The organism is Mycolicibacterium neoaurum ATCC 25795 (genome assembly GCF_000691525.1).
GTDB classification, from domain to species: domain Bacteria; phylum Actinomycetota; class Actinomycetes; order Mycobacteriales; family Mycobacteriaceae; genus Mycobacterium; species Mycobacterium neoaurum.
In genome coordinates, this window is record NZ_JMDW01000016.1 from 99,981 (window position 1) to 115,375 (window position 15,395).

Genomic DNA, 15,395 nt, shown 5'->3' on the forward strand with positions numbered 1-15,395 from the left:
GATGGGCCGGGCCCGAATCGGCTGGTCAGGCGGCGGTCGACAACCGGAAGGCGGCGGCGCGGCGGAACCGGCTTGCGATCAGCCGGACCATCCCCGGGTGGATGCCCAGCGGGTCGGCAACCAGGTCGGCGCCCGAGTTGCGCAGCCGGTCCTGGAACAGCCCGTCGGCCAGCAGGTAGGACGCCACGGCGATCCGTCCCTCGCCGCCACGGGCTCGTGCTGCCTGCACCGCGTCGGCCACCGTTGGCGCACCGGTGGCGGCATAGCCCAGTTCCACCCGGTCGCCGATCAACGCCGACAGCATGGCCGCGGTCTGGCGCAGGTCGGATTGTGCGCTGCGATCCGATGTGCCCGCAGCGGCCATGACCACCGAATCGCCCGGGCGCCAGCCGGATTCCTGCAACCGGTCGGCGAGTACGCGCACCGTGCCATGACACGGGCCCAGGGGTGGGGTCACTGTCACGGCCGGGTGTGTGCTGGCCGCGACGTGCGCCGGGACGTCGGCGCGAACATGGTAGCCACCGGCCAGGAAGGCCGGCACCACGACAGCGGGCCGGTCGGCGGGCACTCTGTCCAAGACCTCCGTCGGTGTCGGCCCCAATACATCGACGAAAGCCACATGGACCTCGCGATCCAGCAGATCCGAGACACGTTCGGCCAGTTGGCCGATCATGTCGACACCGCCCGGTTTGCGGGTGCCGTGGGCTACCAGCACCGCGGAGACGTCGCGATTCATGACACTCCCATCGGGTACTCATCGACGGCCAGCCGGTAGCCCCGTTTGACCACGGTTGTCACGATATTCTTGTCACCCAGTGCATTTCGTAACCGCAGCACTGCGGTCTCGACGGCGTGGGTGTCGGTGCCACTGCCCGGTAGCGCATCGAGAAGATCCTGGCGGGACACCACCGTGCCCGGCCGATGTGCGAGGGCGCGGATGGTGGCCATCCCCGCCGGCGGTAGTTCCTTGACCACATCGTCGACCAGTACGCAGGTGCCGCGGATCTCCAGCAGATGCCCGGCCACCCGCATCCGGCGTGACTGCAATAGCGGCAACTCGTCGGTGATGTGGCGGGCCAGGGCGCCCAGCCGCATCCGTTCCGGAGCGGAGGTGGGCACCCCGAGGCGGACCAGCGGACGGGCGGTGATCGGGCCGACGCACATCGCGTGCACGTTGGTGCGCAGGGCGTCCAGCACCGCCGATTCCACGCCGAGGTCGGTCGCGCGCAAGAGCAGGGCAGCGACCGCCGGGGCGGAGGTGAAGCTGACGGCGTCGAAACGCTGGTCGGCAATGCTCAGCACCAATTGATCGAAGGGACCGTTGCGCGGTGCCGGGTTCCATCGATACACCCGGATGGGCACGACGTCGGCACCGGCGGCGCGCAATTCGTCGAGGAACTCGGGGAAGGGGTCCCAGTCGTCGTTGGTGCCGTGCAACTGCACGGCGATGCGCATGCCGACGATGCCGCCCTCCAACAGGTAGTGCAGCAGCTCACGGGAGGACTCGGACTCCGGGGACCATTCCTCTGGCAGACCGGCGGCGCGCAGTGCGCCGGTGGCCTTCGGTCCCCTCGAGACGATCCTGGCGTTGCCGAGCGCGGCGGTCAGATCATGGGCAAGGCCCCAGCCGTCAGCGGCCGCGATCCAGCCGCGGAACCCGATCCCGGTGGTCGCGATCACGATATCGGGCGGGGACGCGATCAGCGCCTCCGTATTGGCCCGTAGCTCGTCGTCATCGGGTAGCGGCACCATCGTGATGGCTGCGGCACTGGTCACGTCGGCACCGCGCCGGGTGAGCAGGGCGGCCAGCTCTTCACTGCGTCGCGCCGAGGTCACCGCCACCCGGAACCCGGTGAGCGGCGCCCAGTCAGGTCCAGTCATGTCACCTGTGTATTCAGTCGGTGTTTCGGGGCTGTTACTCCGCGATTGCGCGCGGGTGTCGCCGCAGGCCGTGCTGCGGTGGCTGCGGGCAACATCGATCCGAGGCTATGAGCGCTTTGTTGCGGGGGCGCTGCTGTCGATAACCCGGCCGTGAACTTCCGCTCACCGCGGCAACCACCCGGCGGTGAGGTCCTGACCAGGCATTACCAGACGTCGCCTGCGCGCCAATCACAGCTCAGCTCCGCGCTGGTGTCCACTTCGACAGTGACGGGAAGGACGTACACACCACCATCGTCGTCCGGGGTGCGGGTGGTGCCGCTCGGCGCCAGCACCGAGGTGGGCCCCTGCCACTGCTGCCAGCCGCGCGGCAGATACAGCTGCATCCCGGCTTCCGAGGCGCCGAGCGCACCCAGCTGGTAGGCCCCGCGCAACACCTGTTCCAACGCATCCATGATGGCGGTGCCCAGGCCCTGCCTACGCCAGTCCGCGCGGACCGCAACGGCCTCGACGTAGCCGCACCGTAGCGGCATATCGCGGTACAGCAGCCGGCGTTGGACGACGGCTCCATGGGCGATGATCGCGCCACGGTGAAAGATCAGAGCGTGCATGCCGCCGAGCGCGTGCTCCCAGTCCGAATCGTCGAAGGTGTCCTCGGTGTCATCGGCGAAGGCCTCGACGACCATGCGGCGGGCGTCCGTGCGGGTTTCGGCGTCCAGGTCGGCGGTGTGGATCAGCCGCGCGGTGTGGACGTCGCGGACCGCGGTCGGTCCCGGTGTGTGACTGCGCACACAGCCGTTTCTACCATCAAATGTCGTGCGGGAGGCGCGGCCGCGACCAGTGCAGCCGGACCGTCTGTCCGGGGCGCACCTGGCCCAGTTTGTCGATGTCCTCGTCGGTGACCACGCCGATCACCGGGTAGCCACCGGTCACCGGATGGTCGGGGCCGAGAATGACCGGAAAACCGTTGGGCGGTATCTGGATCGCCCCGCGGGTGGCGCCCTCGCTGGGCAGCTGCCGATCGGGTCGGCGGTGCTCCAGCGGCATCCCGACCAGTCGCATGCCGACCCGGTCGCTGCGGTTGGTCACCAGCCAGTTGGTGCGGACCAGGATGTCGGGATCGACGAACCAGTCGTCACGCGGGCCCGGAACGACCTGGAGGTCCACGATCTCCGGTGAGATGGACCCCACGGGCGCCTGGTCGAGCTCGGGGAAGTCGGTGCTGTGTTCCCCGATCGGCAGCATGTCACCGACGCGCAGTGGTGCCGGGCCGATCGCCGACATCACGTCATAGCTGCGTGAACCGAGCACCGGGGCCACGTCGATCCCGCCGCGTACCGCCAGGTAGCTTCGCAGTCCGGAGTGCGGTGCTCCCAATGAGATCACCTCACCGTCGCGCGCGTAGTGGATGCTGTTGGTGCCGAAGGGAACTCCGTTGACGGCCGGGTCGGTATCGGCGCCGGTGACGGCGATGGTGACATCCCCGCCGTGTACGCGGGCGGAGAATCCACCGAAGGTGACCTCGACGGTCGCGTGCTCACCGGGGTTGGCGACCAGTCGGTTGGCCAGGGTGTGCGCCCGCCGGTCGGCGGCGCCCGAAGTGGTCACCCCCATATGCGCCATACCGGGTCTGCCGAGATCCTCCACCAGGGCAAGCGGTCCGGTGCGCAGAACTTCCAGCGTGACGCTCATGATGCCGCCCGGAACGCGACGGTCATCCCCGGCGTGAGCAGGGCGGGCCGGTCGCGGGTGACGTCGAACAGGACCGTCGACGTGCGCCCGATCAGCTGCCAGCCACCGGGCGACTCGCGAGGGTATACCCCGCTGAATTCGCCTGCCAGACCGACTGATCCGGCCGGAACCCGGGTCCGTGGTTCGGCCCGGCGGGGGACTCGTAATCTGGGGTCGCCGCCGATCAGATAGGCGAATCCCGGTGCGAAACCGCCGAATCCGACCTGCCAGAGGGTGTCGGTGTGGGCGGCGACCACCTCGGCGGTACTCAGACCTGTCAGCTCGGCGACCTCGGCCAGGTCGGCACCGTCATAGGTCACACCGATCACAACGTCGGGTTGGGCCGCCTTGCCGTACTCATCGACGGGACGCTGCAGGCGCAGGGCTTTGAGCCGTTGCCGGGTGGGGGCCAGATACCGTGGGCCCGCCAACTTCACCAGGATCGTCCGGGAGGCGGGCACGATGTCGAGGACGCCGGGCAGCCCGGCGCTCTTCAGAGTGTCGGTCCAGGCCAATACCGCCGCGGTGCCGTCGAACTCGAGCAGCAGCGCCTGATCACCGTAATCGCGAACGGTGCCCAGATCACCGGGCACGTGGACATCCGTTGTCAGCGTCATCTACCGAAGCTACCGCCGGGTAACGTGGCGTTCGACGTGTCTGAGGGGTTTGCCAGAGGAGCCTTAACAAAGGTTCATACGCGCGTTCACGCGACCGGCTGATAGGTCGGTTCGCGACGCTTGACCATCGCGATCACCCGGTAGGTGACGGGCAGCAGCACCACCTCGACGATGGTCTTGTAGAACCATCCCTGCGCGGTGTAGATCAAGAAGTCGCTGAACGAGGTGATACCGATGACGCTGGCCGCGATGGCGCAGAACACGACCGTGTCACCGAGCTGCCCGACGAAGGTCGACCCGACAAGACGTGCCCAGAGATGCTTTTCCTTGGTCCGTTCCTTGATGAGCACCAACGACCAGGCGTTCAGTGTCTGCCCGACGAGAAAGCCGGCCATGCCCGCGATGATCAGCCCGGTATAGGCGCTGACGATGTTCTCCAAGTGTTCCTGGTTCGGGTAGAAATCTGCGGCCGGCAGGTACACGGTTGCCCAGAACGCTGCGGCGGCAAGGGCATTCATCGCAAAACCGGTGAGGATCGCGCGCCGGGCCGCCTTGAATCCGTAGACCTCGGACAGTACGTCGCCGATCACATAGGTCAGCGGGAAGACGATGAACCCGCCGTCGGTGATGATCGGGCCGAACTCGACGCCCTTGGTGGCGGTGACGTTGGAGATGATCACCAGTGCGGTGAAGACCGCTACGAAGATCGGATAGTAGGCCGAACCGACCTGCGCGTAGGACGGGCCATGTTGGGTGTCGTTCGGACTGCTCACCCGGATATCTTGTCAGGCCAGCGCGGGCCTGAGCATGGCCGGGAGCTGGTCGGCGACCGCGGGCAGCGACAACGGCGAACTGAAGGCGATCGCCGCGGCCAGGTCGCGGCCGGTGAAGACGTTGCGTGCGCCCCGTTCGGCGATGATGGGGTCCGCGGTCAGCACCGCAGTCTCGGCGTCGTCGGCGCACCAGATGAGAACATCGGCCGCGCCGAGCACCTGCGCCATCCGATCGCGCGGCACGGTGGCGTCGGTATCGGCCACGGTGAAACCGAGCTGGGTCAGGAACTCGGTGCGCCAGCCCGGTGGCGTCACCACGACGTCGCCGGACTCGAGGCTGCCCTGCAAGAGCAGCGCTCGTTTGCCCTTGAACTGGGGGTTTTCGGTACCCGCGGTCGTGAACCGGGTGTCGATGTCGGCGATCAGCCGGGTCATCTCATCGTGTTTGAACACTGCGGCGCCGATGGCTGCGGCCTGCTCCTTCCACGGTTCGAAGAAGGCCTGCGTCCCGGACTGGGCGATCGTCGGTGCGATATCGGACAACCGGTCGTAGGTGTCACGGTCCAGGCCGGCGTTGGTCGCGATGATCAGATCGGGATCGAGTGCCGCGATGGCGTCGACGTCGATACCGTTGTCGAGGTTGAGCACCACCGGTTGGGCGGTGCCGAGGGCCGGGAGCGCCCATGGCCAGGTGGCGAACGGCTGCCCACCGAACCATTCGGTCACCGCGACGGGGATGACGCCGACGGCCATCAGGCAATCCTGACCGGTCAGCCCGGCGCTGACCACCCTGGTCGGCGGAGCGGGAACGCGGGTTTCGCCGAATGCATGCCGGACGGTGACGGACCCGTCGTCGGCGACGGCGCCCGGCCGGGGCTCGGCGCTGCACGCAGCAGCGGCTGCCGCTGATCCGGCGGCAAGCGCCAGCAGGAAACCTCGCCGGGACCAGGGTGTCGGCACGCCGTGAGCGTAACCCGCGTGCCGACCGGCTACACCGTGAAGTTTCCGAAAAGCAGCAGAGCCAGACCCAGGGCGGCCACGATGTTCACCACGGTTGCGGAGGCGAACAGGGCGATCGGACGCCATCCGGCCTCGCGCAGTCCGCGCAGCGAGAATTCCAGTCCGATGGCGACGAACGCGAAGATCAGGAACCAGGTGCGCAGATCGTTGACGGTGGCGATGTTCACCTTGTCGCCGCCGAACTGCAGATACAGCGTCCCGATGATCGATGCCGCAATGAACCCCAGTACGAACTTGGGGAAGCGGTCCCAGAACTCGCGTAGCGAGGGTCGGGCCTGTGCGCCCGCCTTTCGTTCCACCTTCAGCGCGAAATAGGCGGTCAAAGCGATCGCGACGATGCCGATCAGCGCGTTCTGGGTGGTCTTGACGATGGTCGCGATCTGCAGCGCATCCTCACCGGCGAGCGCACCGGCGGCTGCCACCGCAGCGGTGGTGTCGATATTGCCACCGATCCACGCTCCGGCCACGGCATCGGACAGTCCGAACACCGTTGCCAGCCAGGGCAGAAGGAAGATCGACGGGAGGGCGAAGATGATCACCAAGGACGCGGCGTAGGCCAGCTGTTCGCGTTTGGCCTGCACCGCGCCCGCAGCCGCGATGGCGGCGCTGACGCCGCAGATGGATACCGCCGAGGCGAGCAGGGCGCGCAATTTGTCATCCAGCCCGAGGCGTCCGCCAAGCCACCAGGTGAAGCCGAAGACGATGCTGATCAGCAGCAGCGCCTGGATGATCGCCGGGCCGGCCGCGGTGACCAGCAGTTTCAGGTTGATCGATGCGCCGAGCAGCACCAGCCCGGTCTTGATGAAGAACTCTGTTCGGAAGCCGCGTGAGAGTGCCTCTCGCAGAGCGACTTTGGACAGGATGACGTTGCCAAGCAGCCCTAGCGCGATGGCGTAGACCGGGAACTCGATCGACTTGGCAACCTTGGCCAGCGGGCCGTCGGCCGCCCAGCCGGGTACCTGCTGCTCCAAGAATCGGGTGGCCGCGCCGAGTGCGATGACCACCAGCACGCCTGCGATCGCATAGGGCAGTTTCGATGATCGCGGGTCGGTCTGCTCGTCGGCGGTCGGGTCGACGGCCTCGGTGTGGGTCACGGGATCACGCTGCCCGGGATGGCGCCGACCAGTACCAGCGCCAGCAGCGTCAGGCCGACGATGACGGCCAGCCAGTCCTCGTTCACCTTCACGGGTTGAGCCATCTGCCGACGATATGGCCGGCACGGTGGGTGGTCAGGGGTTGCGATCAGCCGGAGTCCATGTGGGCGTGGCCTACCGCGCCAGGCCGCGAAGGAGCACCGCCAGACCGAACTCGAAGGCGTCCTCCGCGCGGTCCGGGCCCGACCCGGTTGCCAGCGCCGCCGCAAGTTCCGGGCCGACATCGGGACTGGACCCCCAGGGCGCCTCGGGCGCCGCCGCGTCCAGCGCCGAGCCGAGGACGAAGGAGTCGATGAGCGTGATGACGCGCAGGCTGTCGGCCGAATCGAACCCGGCTGCGGCCAGCGTTTGTGCCAGCGCGTTGTACATCGCGACGGCGTGCGTGCTGGCGACCGGGTAGGCGGTCAGTAGGGGGATCAACCTCGGGTATCGGGCATAGCTGCGACGGTAGGAACGCATGATGTCGGCGACGACGTCGATCCATGGTCCGTCGGAGTCGGGAAGGGTCACTGCGCTCATGGCCTTTTCGCGGAGCAGTTCGATGATCTGCTCGCGCCCGGTGACATGGTTGTACAACGAGGACGGGCTCACCTTGAGGGAGCGGGCCAATTCGGGGATGGTGAAACCGCCGGTCCTCTCGACCAGATCCATTGCGGCATCCGTGATCCGGCCGGTGGACAGTATCGCCACCCTGGGTCGTCCCACTGATCGATATCCCTTCGGCTCTTTACAACCGCTTCTCCGCATCCCACAATAAACGAAACTAATTCGTTTTAGGAGCGTCGACATGCTCGTTCTCACCGCCGAGCCCGCTGAACCGCTGTCCCGCACCGCCGAGTCGCGACGGCCGCCGGTGCGCGTCGCGCTCGTGCAGCACCGGTGGCGCGCCGATGCCGCCGAGCTGATCGGGGTGCTCAACGACGGCATCGCCCGTGCCGCTGACGCCGGCGCGACCGCGGTGTTCCTGCCCGAGATCACCCTGCTGCGCTATCCCGCCGACACGCGGGCCGGTGCGAATCCCGGTGACTCGGCCGAGAACCTGCTGGACGGCCCGACCTTCGCGATGGCCGCCGAGGCGGCCCGGCGGCACGGGATCTTCGTGCACGCCTCGCTGTACGAAAGGGCGCCGGACACCGACGGTCTCGGTTTCAACACCGCGATCCTGGTCTCGCCGGCGGGTGACTTGGTCGGGCGTACCCGCAAAATGCACATTCCGATCTCGGCGGGCTACTACGAGGACACCTACTTCCGTCAGGGACCGGCCGAGGACGCGTACCCGGTGTATGCGCCGGAGGGCCTCGGCGCGCGGGTGGGCCTGCCGACCTGTTGGGACGAATGGTTCCCCGAGGTGGCGCGCAGTTACGCGCTCGGCGGCGCCGAGATCGTCGTCTATCCGACCGCCATCGGATCCGAACCTGTGTTCCCCGCGTTCGACACCCAGCCGCTCTGGCAGCATGTGATCGTCGGGCACGGCATCAGCAACGGACTGTTCATGGTGGTGCCCAACCGGACCGGGAACGAGGGCGCCCTGTCGTTCTACGGGTCCTCGTTCATCTCCGACCCATATGGCCGGGTGCTGGTGTCGGCGCCCCGTGACGAGGAGGCGGTGCTGATCGCCGATCTGGACCTCGATCAACGGCGTGACTGGCTGGAGCTCTTCCCGTTCCTGCTGACGCGCCGACCGGACAGCTATGGCGCGCTGACCGCGCCGGTGGACGTCGCGCATCCCTACGGCGCGGGGCACGCGGCCACGCCGGTGGTCAAATGAGCGATCAGCCGAAGCATCTGATGCCTGCGGAAGGTGCGCCCCAGGACCGGGTGTGGATGGCCTTCCCGTCCGCCGGATACTCCCTGGGTGACACCGCCGAGGAACAGCACGAGGCTCGGTCCACGTGGGCGGGCGTCGCGCACGCCATCGCGGAGTTCGAACCGGTCACGATGCTGGTCGACCCCGACGAGATCGACATCGCGAAACACTATCTGTCGCAAGACGTCCAGACGGTCGAGGTCCCGCTGAACGACGCCTGGATGCGCGATATCGGACCGACGTTCGTGCATGCCGACGACGGTTCGGTCGCCGCGGTGGATTGGGTGTTCAATGGATGGGGTGGCCAGGACTGGGCGCGCTGGGACCGTGACTGCAGGGTCGGTGCGGTGGTTGCCGAACTGGCTGGGGTGCCGTTGGTTTCATCCTCCCTGGTGAACGAGGGTGGGGGCATCCATGTCGACGGACGCGGGACCGTGCTGGTCACCGAGACTGTGCAGCTGGACCCCGGCCGCAATCCGGGTCTGACCAAGGTCGATGTCGAGAGTGAATTGTTGCGCACCATCGGGGCCACCGACGTGGTCTGGCTACCGATGGGCCTCACCAGGGATTCGCAACGTTTCGGCACGCGTGGGCATGTCGATATCGTCGCGACATTCACCGAGCCCGGTCGCCTGCTCGTGCATGCCCAGACCGACGACAGCCACCCGGATGCCGCGGTATGTCTCAAGATTCGGCATTCACTCGGCGAGCGCTTCGAGATCGTCGAGATGCCCGCCCCGACGGTCCTCACCGATGACGAAGGCTTCGTCGACTACAGCTACATCAACCACCTCGTGGTCAACGGTGGGGTGATCGCCTGCGCGTTCGGTGATCCCCGCGACCGCGATGCCGCGGCTATTCTCACCGAGCAGTACCCGGGCCGTCGGGTCGTTTCAGTGGATGCCCGGCCGTTGTTCGCCCGCGGCGGGGGAATTCACTGCATCACCCAACAGCAGCCCTCCCCACGCTGACAACGCCAACGGCCTGGGTGCCACCGGTGTCCCAGGCCGTTGGGCTGCGGGTCAGACCAGGTTGATGGTCACCGGGATGTTGCCGCGGGTGGCCTTCGAGTAGGGGCATACTTTGTGTGCGCCGTCGACGATCTGGCGTGCGGTCTCGGGGTCCACGCCGGGGATACTGACGTTGAGACGCGCCTGCAGCGAGAATCCGCCGTCGCCGTTCACCAGGTCCACCTCTGCGTCGACAGCGGTCTCCGCGGGTAGCTTCACCTTGTGTTGGCCGGCAACCAGTCCCATGGCGCTCAGATAGCAGGCCGACCAGCCGGCGGCGAACAGTTGCTCGGGGTTGGTGCCGGTGCCCTCGGCGCCCGGTGCGGTCAGTTGGATGTCCAGATTGCCGTCAGAACTATAGGACTCGCCCTGACGTCCGCCAGTGGTGTGGGTTGCGGCGGTGTAGACGACGGACATGGTCTTCTCCTTCGAGGGTTCGACGGCCGGTGCATTCGCTCCGACTGATCCTTGTAACCCCGACCGGGATTTACTTCATTCCCGATTAAATCGCGCGCGCTAAAATATGCTCATGAAGCCGCAGCTTCCTCAGCTCTCCGATTTCCTGTGCTTCGCCATCTACTCGGCGAACCTCGCCTACGGAAAGGCGTACAAACCGATCCTCGACAAACTCGGTATCACCTACACGCAGTACCTGGTGATCGTCGCCCTGTGGGAAGCGGATCACCAGACCGTCAGCGGCCTCGGCGAGAAGCTCTTCCTGGAGTCCAACACCCTCACCCCGATACTCAAGCGACTCGAGGGTGCCGGCTACCTCAGCCGGGAACGTTCGACAGCTGACGAGCGCCAGGTGCTGGTCAGTCTGACCGATGCCGGCCGCGCGCTACGGGAGCAAGGTGTGGAAATGGATCTGATGGCCGCCACCGGTTTTGAGCCCGACGAACTGCGCGCCATCCAGAAGGGCATGGTGAAGTTGCGGGACAATCTACGATCGCACGTCCGCGAAAACTGACGCTCGGGCATAATCTCGGGCGTGACCGACGTACTGATTGCGGGCGCCGGCCCGATCGGATTGACCGCCGCTATCGAACTGGCCCGCCGCGGTGTGGCCGTGCGGATCATCGATCCGCTACTCGAACCGCCCCAGTACGCCAAAGCTGTTGGTGTGCAACCCCGGACCCTCGAAGTGTTCGAGCGAATGGGTGTAGTGCGCCAGATCCTCGATGCGGCCGTGCATTTTCGTGGGCAGATCGCTTACCTCAACGGTGATCGGGTCGGTGACATCGAGCTGACGCTTCCCGACCATGTGCCGTTCCGCTTCATCGGCATACCCCAGTACAGCACGGAGCGGGTGTTGCGCCGGGAGCTCACGGCCCGCGGTGTCCGCATCGAACGCGGTGTCCGGTTGACCGGTTTCGAACAGGACTCCGACGGTGTCACCGCCATGCTCGACAACGCGACACCCGTTCGGGCGCAGTATCTGATCGGTGCCGACGGAGCACACTCGATAGTCCGCAAGACGCTCGGCCTGAGTTTCGAAGGCGCCGCCTTCGAAGAGCAATACATGCTCGCCGATGTCGAGGTGGACTGGACGCTACCGCCCGGTTACACGGTGCGATCCATGCACAACTCCGAGGGCAAGGTTGATGACCTTCTGGTGTGCATACCGCTGCCCGGGCGAGGGCGCTATCGGATGTCGATGCTGGTGCCGCCCGAGCTGTCCACCCAGGGTGGGGTGCAGCACGGTTTTGGTGAGGGCACGCCGGAGCTACACCACATCCAGGCGGTGTTGGACCGGCTGTCACCGGAGCCGACCACAGCGCGGAACATGCGGTGGTCGTCGGTGTTTCGGATCAGCCACCGCATTGTGGACGCCTACGGCCGCGGCCGGGTCTTCGTCGCCGGCGACGCCGCGCACATCCACCCGCCCACCGGTGCGCAAGGAATGAACACCGGAATTCAGGACGCCTACAACCTGGCATGGAAGCTGGCGTTGGCCGTGACCCGTGATGCGGCGGACGGGCTTCTCGACAGCTACGACGCGGAGCGTCGCCCCATCGGTGAGGAGGTGGTCGGACGCACCGTGCGCAGCGCCCGCGAGGGGATCGGCGCCGACTCGACCGATCCCGACTTCATCATCCGCCGGGAGGCACAACTGCTGGTGAGCTACGCGGACAGTCCCATCGTGACCGCCGGTGCCGGCGGCCGGGCACCCGATGCGCGTGGGTTGACCCGAGCGGCCGAGACCGAGCCGATGCGACTGTTCACCCTGTTGGCAGGCACCCGACACACACTGTTGTTGTATGCCGACACGACAACAGGTTTCGAGGAACTGGAGATCGCCGCGGAGGCCGCCGAACGTGCCGCGCACGGGCTTCTCGACGTGTACGTGATCGCGCACCCCGAGTCCGATGTCGAGGCCACCGTGCTGCCGTTGGTGTGCGACGGACTCGGCGAATTCGCCGCGGCTTACGGTGTCGACGGACCGGCAGCCATCGTGGTGCGTCCTGACGGGCATTTGGGCTATTCCGGCACGCTGGATGCCGACGCGATCGTGGGTTACTTGAAGCGGACATTCGTCTAGCGTCCGCGGCCCTCGATCGGAGACGAACCGCCCGTCGACATGCGCCAGCCCGCGTGTTCGACCTGGTGGGACCGGCGATGCCGCTTTCGCCGGGTCCCACCATGCACGCGTTTCACTGTGTAGTTGTCAAGGTACGAAGCAACTTTGGTCGGACATGGCCTCAAGGCGGCGGTGTGTTCGGAGTGGAATCGCAGATGATGGGTGGCTACATACCGGACCCAACCTTTCGCAAAAGGCCAGCAGAATGCCCTTCGGGCACGACGGTTTGCACAGACCTCGTCGGGCTGTAGAAACCTCTCGGTGACGGGGTCACCGACACGGGCTCACCGGGTATCTCGTGGGAGCCACGTACGCTTCGAACTTGTGTGGCGCTCCTAGTGTTTTAGTGGGCGCTTTTGTGCTGTTCAGGGTTGATTTGTCGTGCAGTGCAAGAGGTTCAGCGGGTCGTTGGTGAAATGAAGGACGCGCACGCGGCGTGCCTCTAGGTTTCGGGGTTACCACACCAACCTCAACCAGAGGAACGATCCGCGTGCGCGTCAGTACTGCATTTAACCGTCTTCTTCAGATTCCCGGTGCATCCGTGGTCGAGGTGTCGATCGGCGACCGCGATGTCGAAGTCACCCTGCGCCCGACAACCCGGCTGCTGAGGTGCCCTTGCAGCAAACGCGTCGGGTCGGTCTATGACCGCCGCCGGCGACGATGGCGACACCTCGATCTGGGCACCAAACGACTGTGGCTGACCTACCACATCCGCCGACTGCACTGCCCGGACTGTGGTGTGACCACCGAAGAGGTGCCCTGGGCCCGCCCGGGAGCCAGGTTCAGCCGAGACTTCGAAGACACCGTGCTATGGCTGGCCCAGCGCACCGACCGCACGACAGTGTCCACGCTGATGCGCTGCGCCTGGGAATCGGTCACCTCGATCATCAAACGCGGAGTCGCCCAACTGCTCGACCAACGTCGACTCACAGCCCTGTATCGGATCGGCGTCGACGAGATCTGTTACCGCCACCCGCACCGCTATCTGACCATCATCGGCGATCACACGTCTGGCACCGTCATCGATGTCCAACCCGGAAAGAGCCGCGAATCACTCGCTAAATTCTATACAAGCCAACCCGATTCGATCCTCGCCGGAGTCGAAGCGGTCACCATGGACGTCAGCAGCGTCTACACCGCAGCCACCCAAGAACACCTACCTCAGGCAACAATCTGCTACGACGGATTCCACATCTTGCAATGGGTCAACCGCGCACTGGACCGTGTCTTCTCCGAGGCCGCCGCCGGGCCAGACAAAGTCCATATGTCCTCAACGCAATGGCGGACCACCCGCTGGGCGTTGCGTACCGGAGAGGACAAACTCCCCGACGACAAACGCGCCCTGGTCAACGAGATCGCCAAACAGAACCGGCACGTCGGGCGCGCATGGGCGCTCAAAGAACAAGCTCGCGACCTCTACCGCTACGACCACGAACCCGGCGCTGCCCGCCAACTCCTCAGGGCCTGGATCACCGCCGCCAAACGCTCCCGCATCCCGGCCTTCACAGCACTGGGCAAACGATTCGAGGTCTACACCGAACCCATCCTCGCGGCCATTGAACTAAAACTGTCCAACGCACTCGCCGAAGGCATCAACGCCAAAATCCGACTCATCAACGCCCGCGGCTACGGCCACCACTCGGCCGAAACACTGACCTCGATGATCTACCTGTGCCTCGGCGGACTCCACATCAAGCTCCCCACGAAAACCTGAGGAGTAGCACTTGTGTTCGACAATACTCCCCGATGTGGAGGTGTGCAAGAATAATCTGCAGCCGTCCGACGGCCGCGGATGACTCAGGGGATCAGCTGCACCTTCAGATGGTCCTCCGACCGTGCCAGCGCCACCGCGTATCCGGCGGCGGCATCGTCCAACGGCAATGTGGTGGTGAAGATACCGTCGACGTCGAGCCGGCCGGCCTGTAACAGCGGGATCAGTGCGGCCCAGGTCTGTTGAACCGGGGCGGTGGTCAGCCGGATCGTGAGGCTGCGGATCAGGCAGGCCAGTGCGGGCAGCGGGTAGGGCTGCAGATCGTGCACACCCACGATCGACACCGTGCCACCGGTGCGCACACTGTCGATAGCATCGCTGATGGTGGTGTCGGTACCGACTGCATCGATAACGGCATCGACTCCCAGTCCACCGGTGGCTTCCCGAATGGATTGCACGGCAGGAGGATCGATGGTCACGGCACCCCATGCGGCGGCTCGGTCGCGGCGGGTCCGCACCGGATCGACCGCATATACGGTGGCTGCGCCGAGGGTCAATGCGCTGCGCAGCGCGCACATACCGACCGCGCCGAGGCCGATCACTGCGACGGTGCCGCCGACCGGGATGTCAGCGCGCAGTGCTGCCGCCCATCCGGTGGCCAGGTTGTCGGTCAGCAGCAAGGCCTGCTCGGTACTGATGCCCTCCGGCATCTTGAGTAGCTGGAATTCGGCCGCGGGTACGGCGAGCAAGTCGGACTGTGCGCCGCCGAGCGCACCGGATCCGAAGATCTGGGGCCCGAGCACGCACCGGATGGGGTCACGGGTGGCGCAACCCGGACACTGACCGCAGCCCGCGACCGAGGAGACCAGTACCCGATCGCCCACGGTGAAACCGGCCACCTCCGAACCGGTTTCGACAACGGTTCCGATCGCCTCATGGCCGAGTGCGACGGGGTCGACGAGCGGGTAGTGGCCTTCCAGGAAGTGCAGGTCTGATCCGCAGATCGCCGCTGCCTCGACGGCGATGATGGCACCAGTGGCGCCGGGCAGGGGCGGGTCGGGACGGCTTTGTACGCTGACGGTGCCTTCGGCGTCGACCACCACTGAACGCATG

Annotated in this window: 16 protein-coding genes; 5 read left to right on the forward strand and 11 right to left on the reverse strand. The window is 66.2% G+C overall.

Annotated features, from left to right (window positions below; translation table 11 throughout):
• Window positions 1-25: 25 nt before the first annotated feature.
• The 9 genes from IC40_RS0122090 to IC40_RS0122135 all read right to left on the reverse strand — a co-directional run bounded on the left by IC40_RS0122090 (window position 26) and on the right by IC40_RS0122135 (window position 7,878).
• The gene (locus IC40_RS0122090; RefSeq protein ID WP_030136850.1) at window positions 26-736 is read right to left on the reverse strand and encodes a sirohydrochlorin chelatase; all 711 of its coding nucleotides are present in this window, start codon (window positions 734-736) and stop codon (window positions 26-28) included.
• Complete coding sequence (locus tag IC40_RS0122095; RefSeq protein WP_030136851.1) at window positions 733-1,881, reverse strand: uroporphyrinogen-III synthase; 1,149 nt, start codon at window positions 1,879-1,881, stop codon at window positions 733-735. The genes IC40_RS0122090 and IC40_RS0122095 overlap by 4 nt, the downstream gene beginning before the upstream one ends.
• A 203-nt stretch (window positions 1,882-2,084) precedes the next feature.
• Window positions 2,085-2,669, reverse strand: a complete 585-nt coding sequence (locus tag IC40_RS0122100; RefSeq protein ID WP_042509515.1) for a GNAT family N-acetyltransferase — start codon at window positions 2,667-2,669, stop codon at window positions 2,085-2,087.
• A 16-nt stretch (window positions 2,670-2,685) separates the two neighbouring features.
• Window positions 2,686-3,570, reverse strand: coding sequence for a 5-oxoprolinase/urea amidolyase family protein (locus IC40_RS0122105; RefSeq protein WP_030136853.1), 885 nt, complete (start codon window positions 3,568-3,570; stop codon window positions 2,686-2,688).
• A complete protein-coding gene (locus tag IC40_RS0122110) occupies window positions 3,567-4,226 on the reverse strand; it encodes a 5-oxoprolinase subunit B family protein (RefSeq protein WP_030136854.1) in 660 nt (219 codons plus the stop codon). The genes IC40_RS0122105 and IC40_RS0122110 overlap by 4 nt, the downstream gene beginning before the upstream one ends.
• 86 nt (window positions 4,227-4,312) lie before the next feature.
• Window positions 4,313-4,999, reverse strand: a complete 687-nt coding sequence (locus IC40_RS0122115; RefSeq protein WP_019511707.1) for a queuosine precursor transporter — start codon at window positions 4,997-4,999, stop codon at window positions 4,313-4,315.
• 12 nt (window positions 5,000-5,011) lie between these two features.
• Window positions 5,012-5,959, reverse strand: coding sequence for an ABC transporter substrate-binding protein (locus IC40_RS0122120; protein ID WP_030136855.1), 948 nt, complete (start codon window positions 5,957-5,959; stop codon window positions 5,012-5,014).
• A 29-nt stretch (window positions 5,960-5,988) separates the two neighbouring features.
• Entirely contained in the window at window positions 5,989-7,113 is a 1,125-nt protein-coding gene (locus IC40_RS0122125; RefSeq protein WP_030136856.1) for a YeiH family protein, read from the reverse strand.
• Window positions 7,114-7,287: 174 nt separating this feature from the next.
• On the reverse strand, window positions 7,288-7,878 hold the full coding sequence (locus IC40_RS0122135; protein WP_030136857.1) for a TetR/AcrR family transcriptional regulator C-terminal domain-containing protein: 591 nt from the start codon (window positions 7,876-7,878) through the stop codon (window positions 7,288-7,290).
• Between the two features lie 82 nt (window positions 7,879-7,960).
• On the opposite strand from IC40_RS0122135, the gene IC40_RS0122140 reads away from it, so the two are divergent.
• Together IC40_RS0122140 and IC40_RS0122145 are read left to right on the forward strand one after the other, a co-directional pair.
• The gene (locus IC40_RS0122140) at window positions 7,961-8,941 is read left to right on the forward strand and encodes a nitrilase-related carbon-nitrogen hydrolase (RefSeq protein ID WP_030136858.1); all 981 of its coding nucleotides are present in this window, start codon (window positions 7,961-7,963) and stop codon (window positions 8,939-8,941) included.
• Entirely contained in the window at window positions 8,938-9,951 is a 1,014-nt protein-coding gene (locus tag IC40_RS0122145; protein ID WP_030136859.1) for an agmatine deiminase family protein, read from the forward strand. The genes IC40_RS0122140 and IC40_RS0122145 overlap by 4 nt, the downstream gene beginning before the upstream one ends.
• A 51-nt stretch (window positions 9,952-10,002) precedes the next feature.
• Here IC40_RS0122145 and IC40_RS0122150 read toward each other — a convergent pair whose 3' ends face one another.
• Window positions 10,003-10,407 (reverse strand): organic hydroperoxide resistance protein, encoded by a 405-nt coding sequence (locus tag IC40_RS0122150; protein ID WP_030136860.1) that lies wholly within the window; start codon window positions 10,405-10,407, stop codon window positions 10,003-10,005.
• A gap of 112 nt (window positions 10,408-10,519) precedes the next feature.
• Here IC40_RS0122150 and IC40_RS0122155 point away from each other — a divergent pair, with 112 nt between their 5' ends.
• From IC40_RS0122155 to IC40_RS0122165, 3 genes are all read left to right on the forward strand, one after another.
• Window positions 10,520-10,960, forward strand: coding sequence for a MarR family winged helix-turn-helix transcriptional regulator (locus IC40_RS0122155; protein WP_030136861.1), 441 nt, complete (start codon window positions 10,520-10,522; stop codon window positions 10,958-10,960).
• Window positions 10,961-10,981: 21 nt separating this feature from the next.
• On the forward strand, window positions 10,982-12,532 hold the full coding sequence (locus IC40_RS0122160) for an FAD-dependent monooxygenase (RefSeq protein ID WP_030136862.1): 1,551 nt from the start codon (window positions 10,982-10,984) through the stop codon (window positions 12,530-12,532).
• 529 nt (window positions 12,533-13,061) lie between these two features.
• On the forward strand, window positions 13,062-14,285 hold the full coding sequence (locus IC40_RS0122165; RefSeq protein WP_169740081.1) for an ISL3 family transposase: 1,224 nt from the start codon (window positions 13,062-13,064) through the stop codon (window positions 14,283-14,285).
• Window positions 14,286-14,368: 83 nt separating this feature from the next.
• Here IC40_RS0122165 and IC40_RS0122170 read toward each other — a convergent pair whose 3' ends face one another.
• On the reverse strand, window positions 14,369-15,394 hold the full coding sequence (locus IC40_RS0122170) for an alcohol dehydrogenase catalytic domain-containing protein (RefSeq protein WP_030136864.1): 1,026 nt from the start codon (window positions 15,392-15,394) through the stop codon (window positions 14,369-14,371).
• Window position 15,395 lies beyond the last annotated feature (1 nt).

Coding starts and splice junctions, on each gene's coding strand:
- IC40_RS0122090 (WP_030136850.1), bottom strand. CDS start 736: ATGAATCGCGACGTCTCCGCGGTGCTGGTAGCCCACGGCACCCGCAAA.
- IC40_RS0122095 (WP_030136851.1), bottom strand. CDS start 1,881: ATGACTGGACCTGACTGGGCGCCGCTCACCGGGTTCCGGGTGGCGGTG.
- IC40_RS0122105 (WP_030136853.1), bottom strand. CDS start 3,570: ATGAGCGTCACGCTGGAAGTTCTGCGCACCGGACCGCTTGCCCTGGTG.
- IC40_RS0122110 (WP_030136854.1), bottom strand. CDS start 4,226: ATGACGCTGACAACGGATGTCCACGTGCCCGGTGATCTGGGCACCGTT.
- IC40_RS0122140 (WP_030136858.1), top strand. CDS start 7,961: ATGCTCGTTCTCACCGCCGAGCCCGCTGAACCGCTGTCCCGCACCGCC.
- IC40_RS0122145 (WP_030136859.1), top strand. CDS start 8,938: ATGAGCGATCAGCCGAAGCATCTGATGCCTGCGGAAGGTGCGCCCCAG.
- IC40_RS0122150 (WP_030136860.1), bottom strand. CDS start 10,407: ATGTCCGTCGTCTACACCGCCGCAACCCACACCACTGGCGGACGTCAG.
- IC40_RS0122155 (WP_030136861.1), top strand. CDS start 10,520: ATGAAGCCGCAGCTTCCTCAGCTCTCCGATTTCCTGTGCTTCGCCATC.
- IC40_RS0122170 (WP_030136864.1), bottom strand. CDS start 15,394: ATGCGTTCAGTGGTGGTCGACGCCGAAGGCACCGTCAGCGTACAAAGC.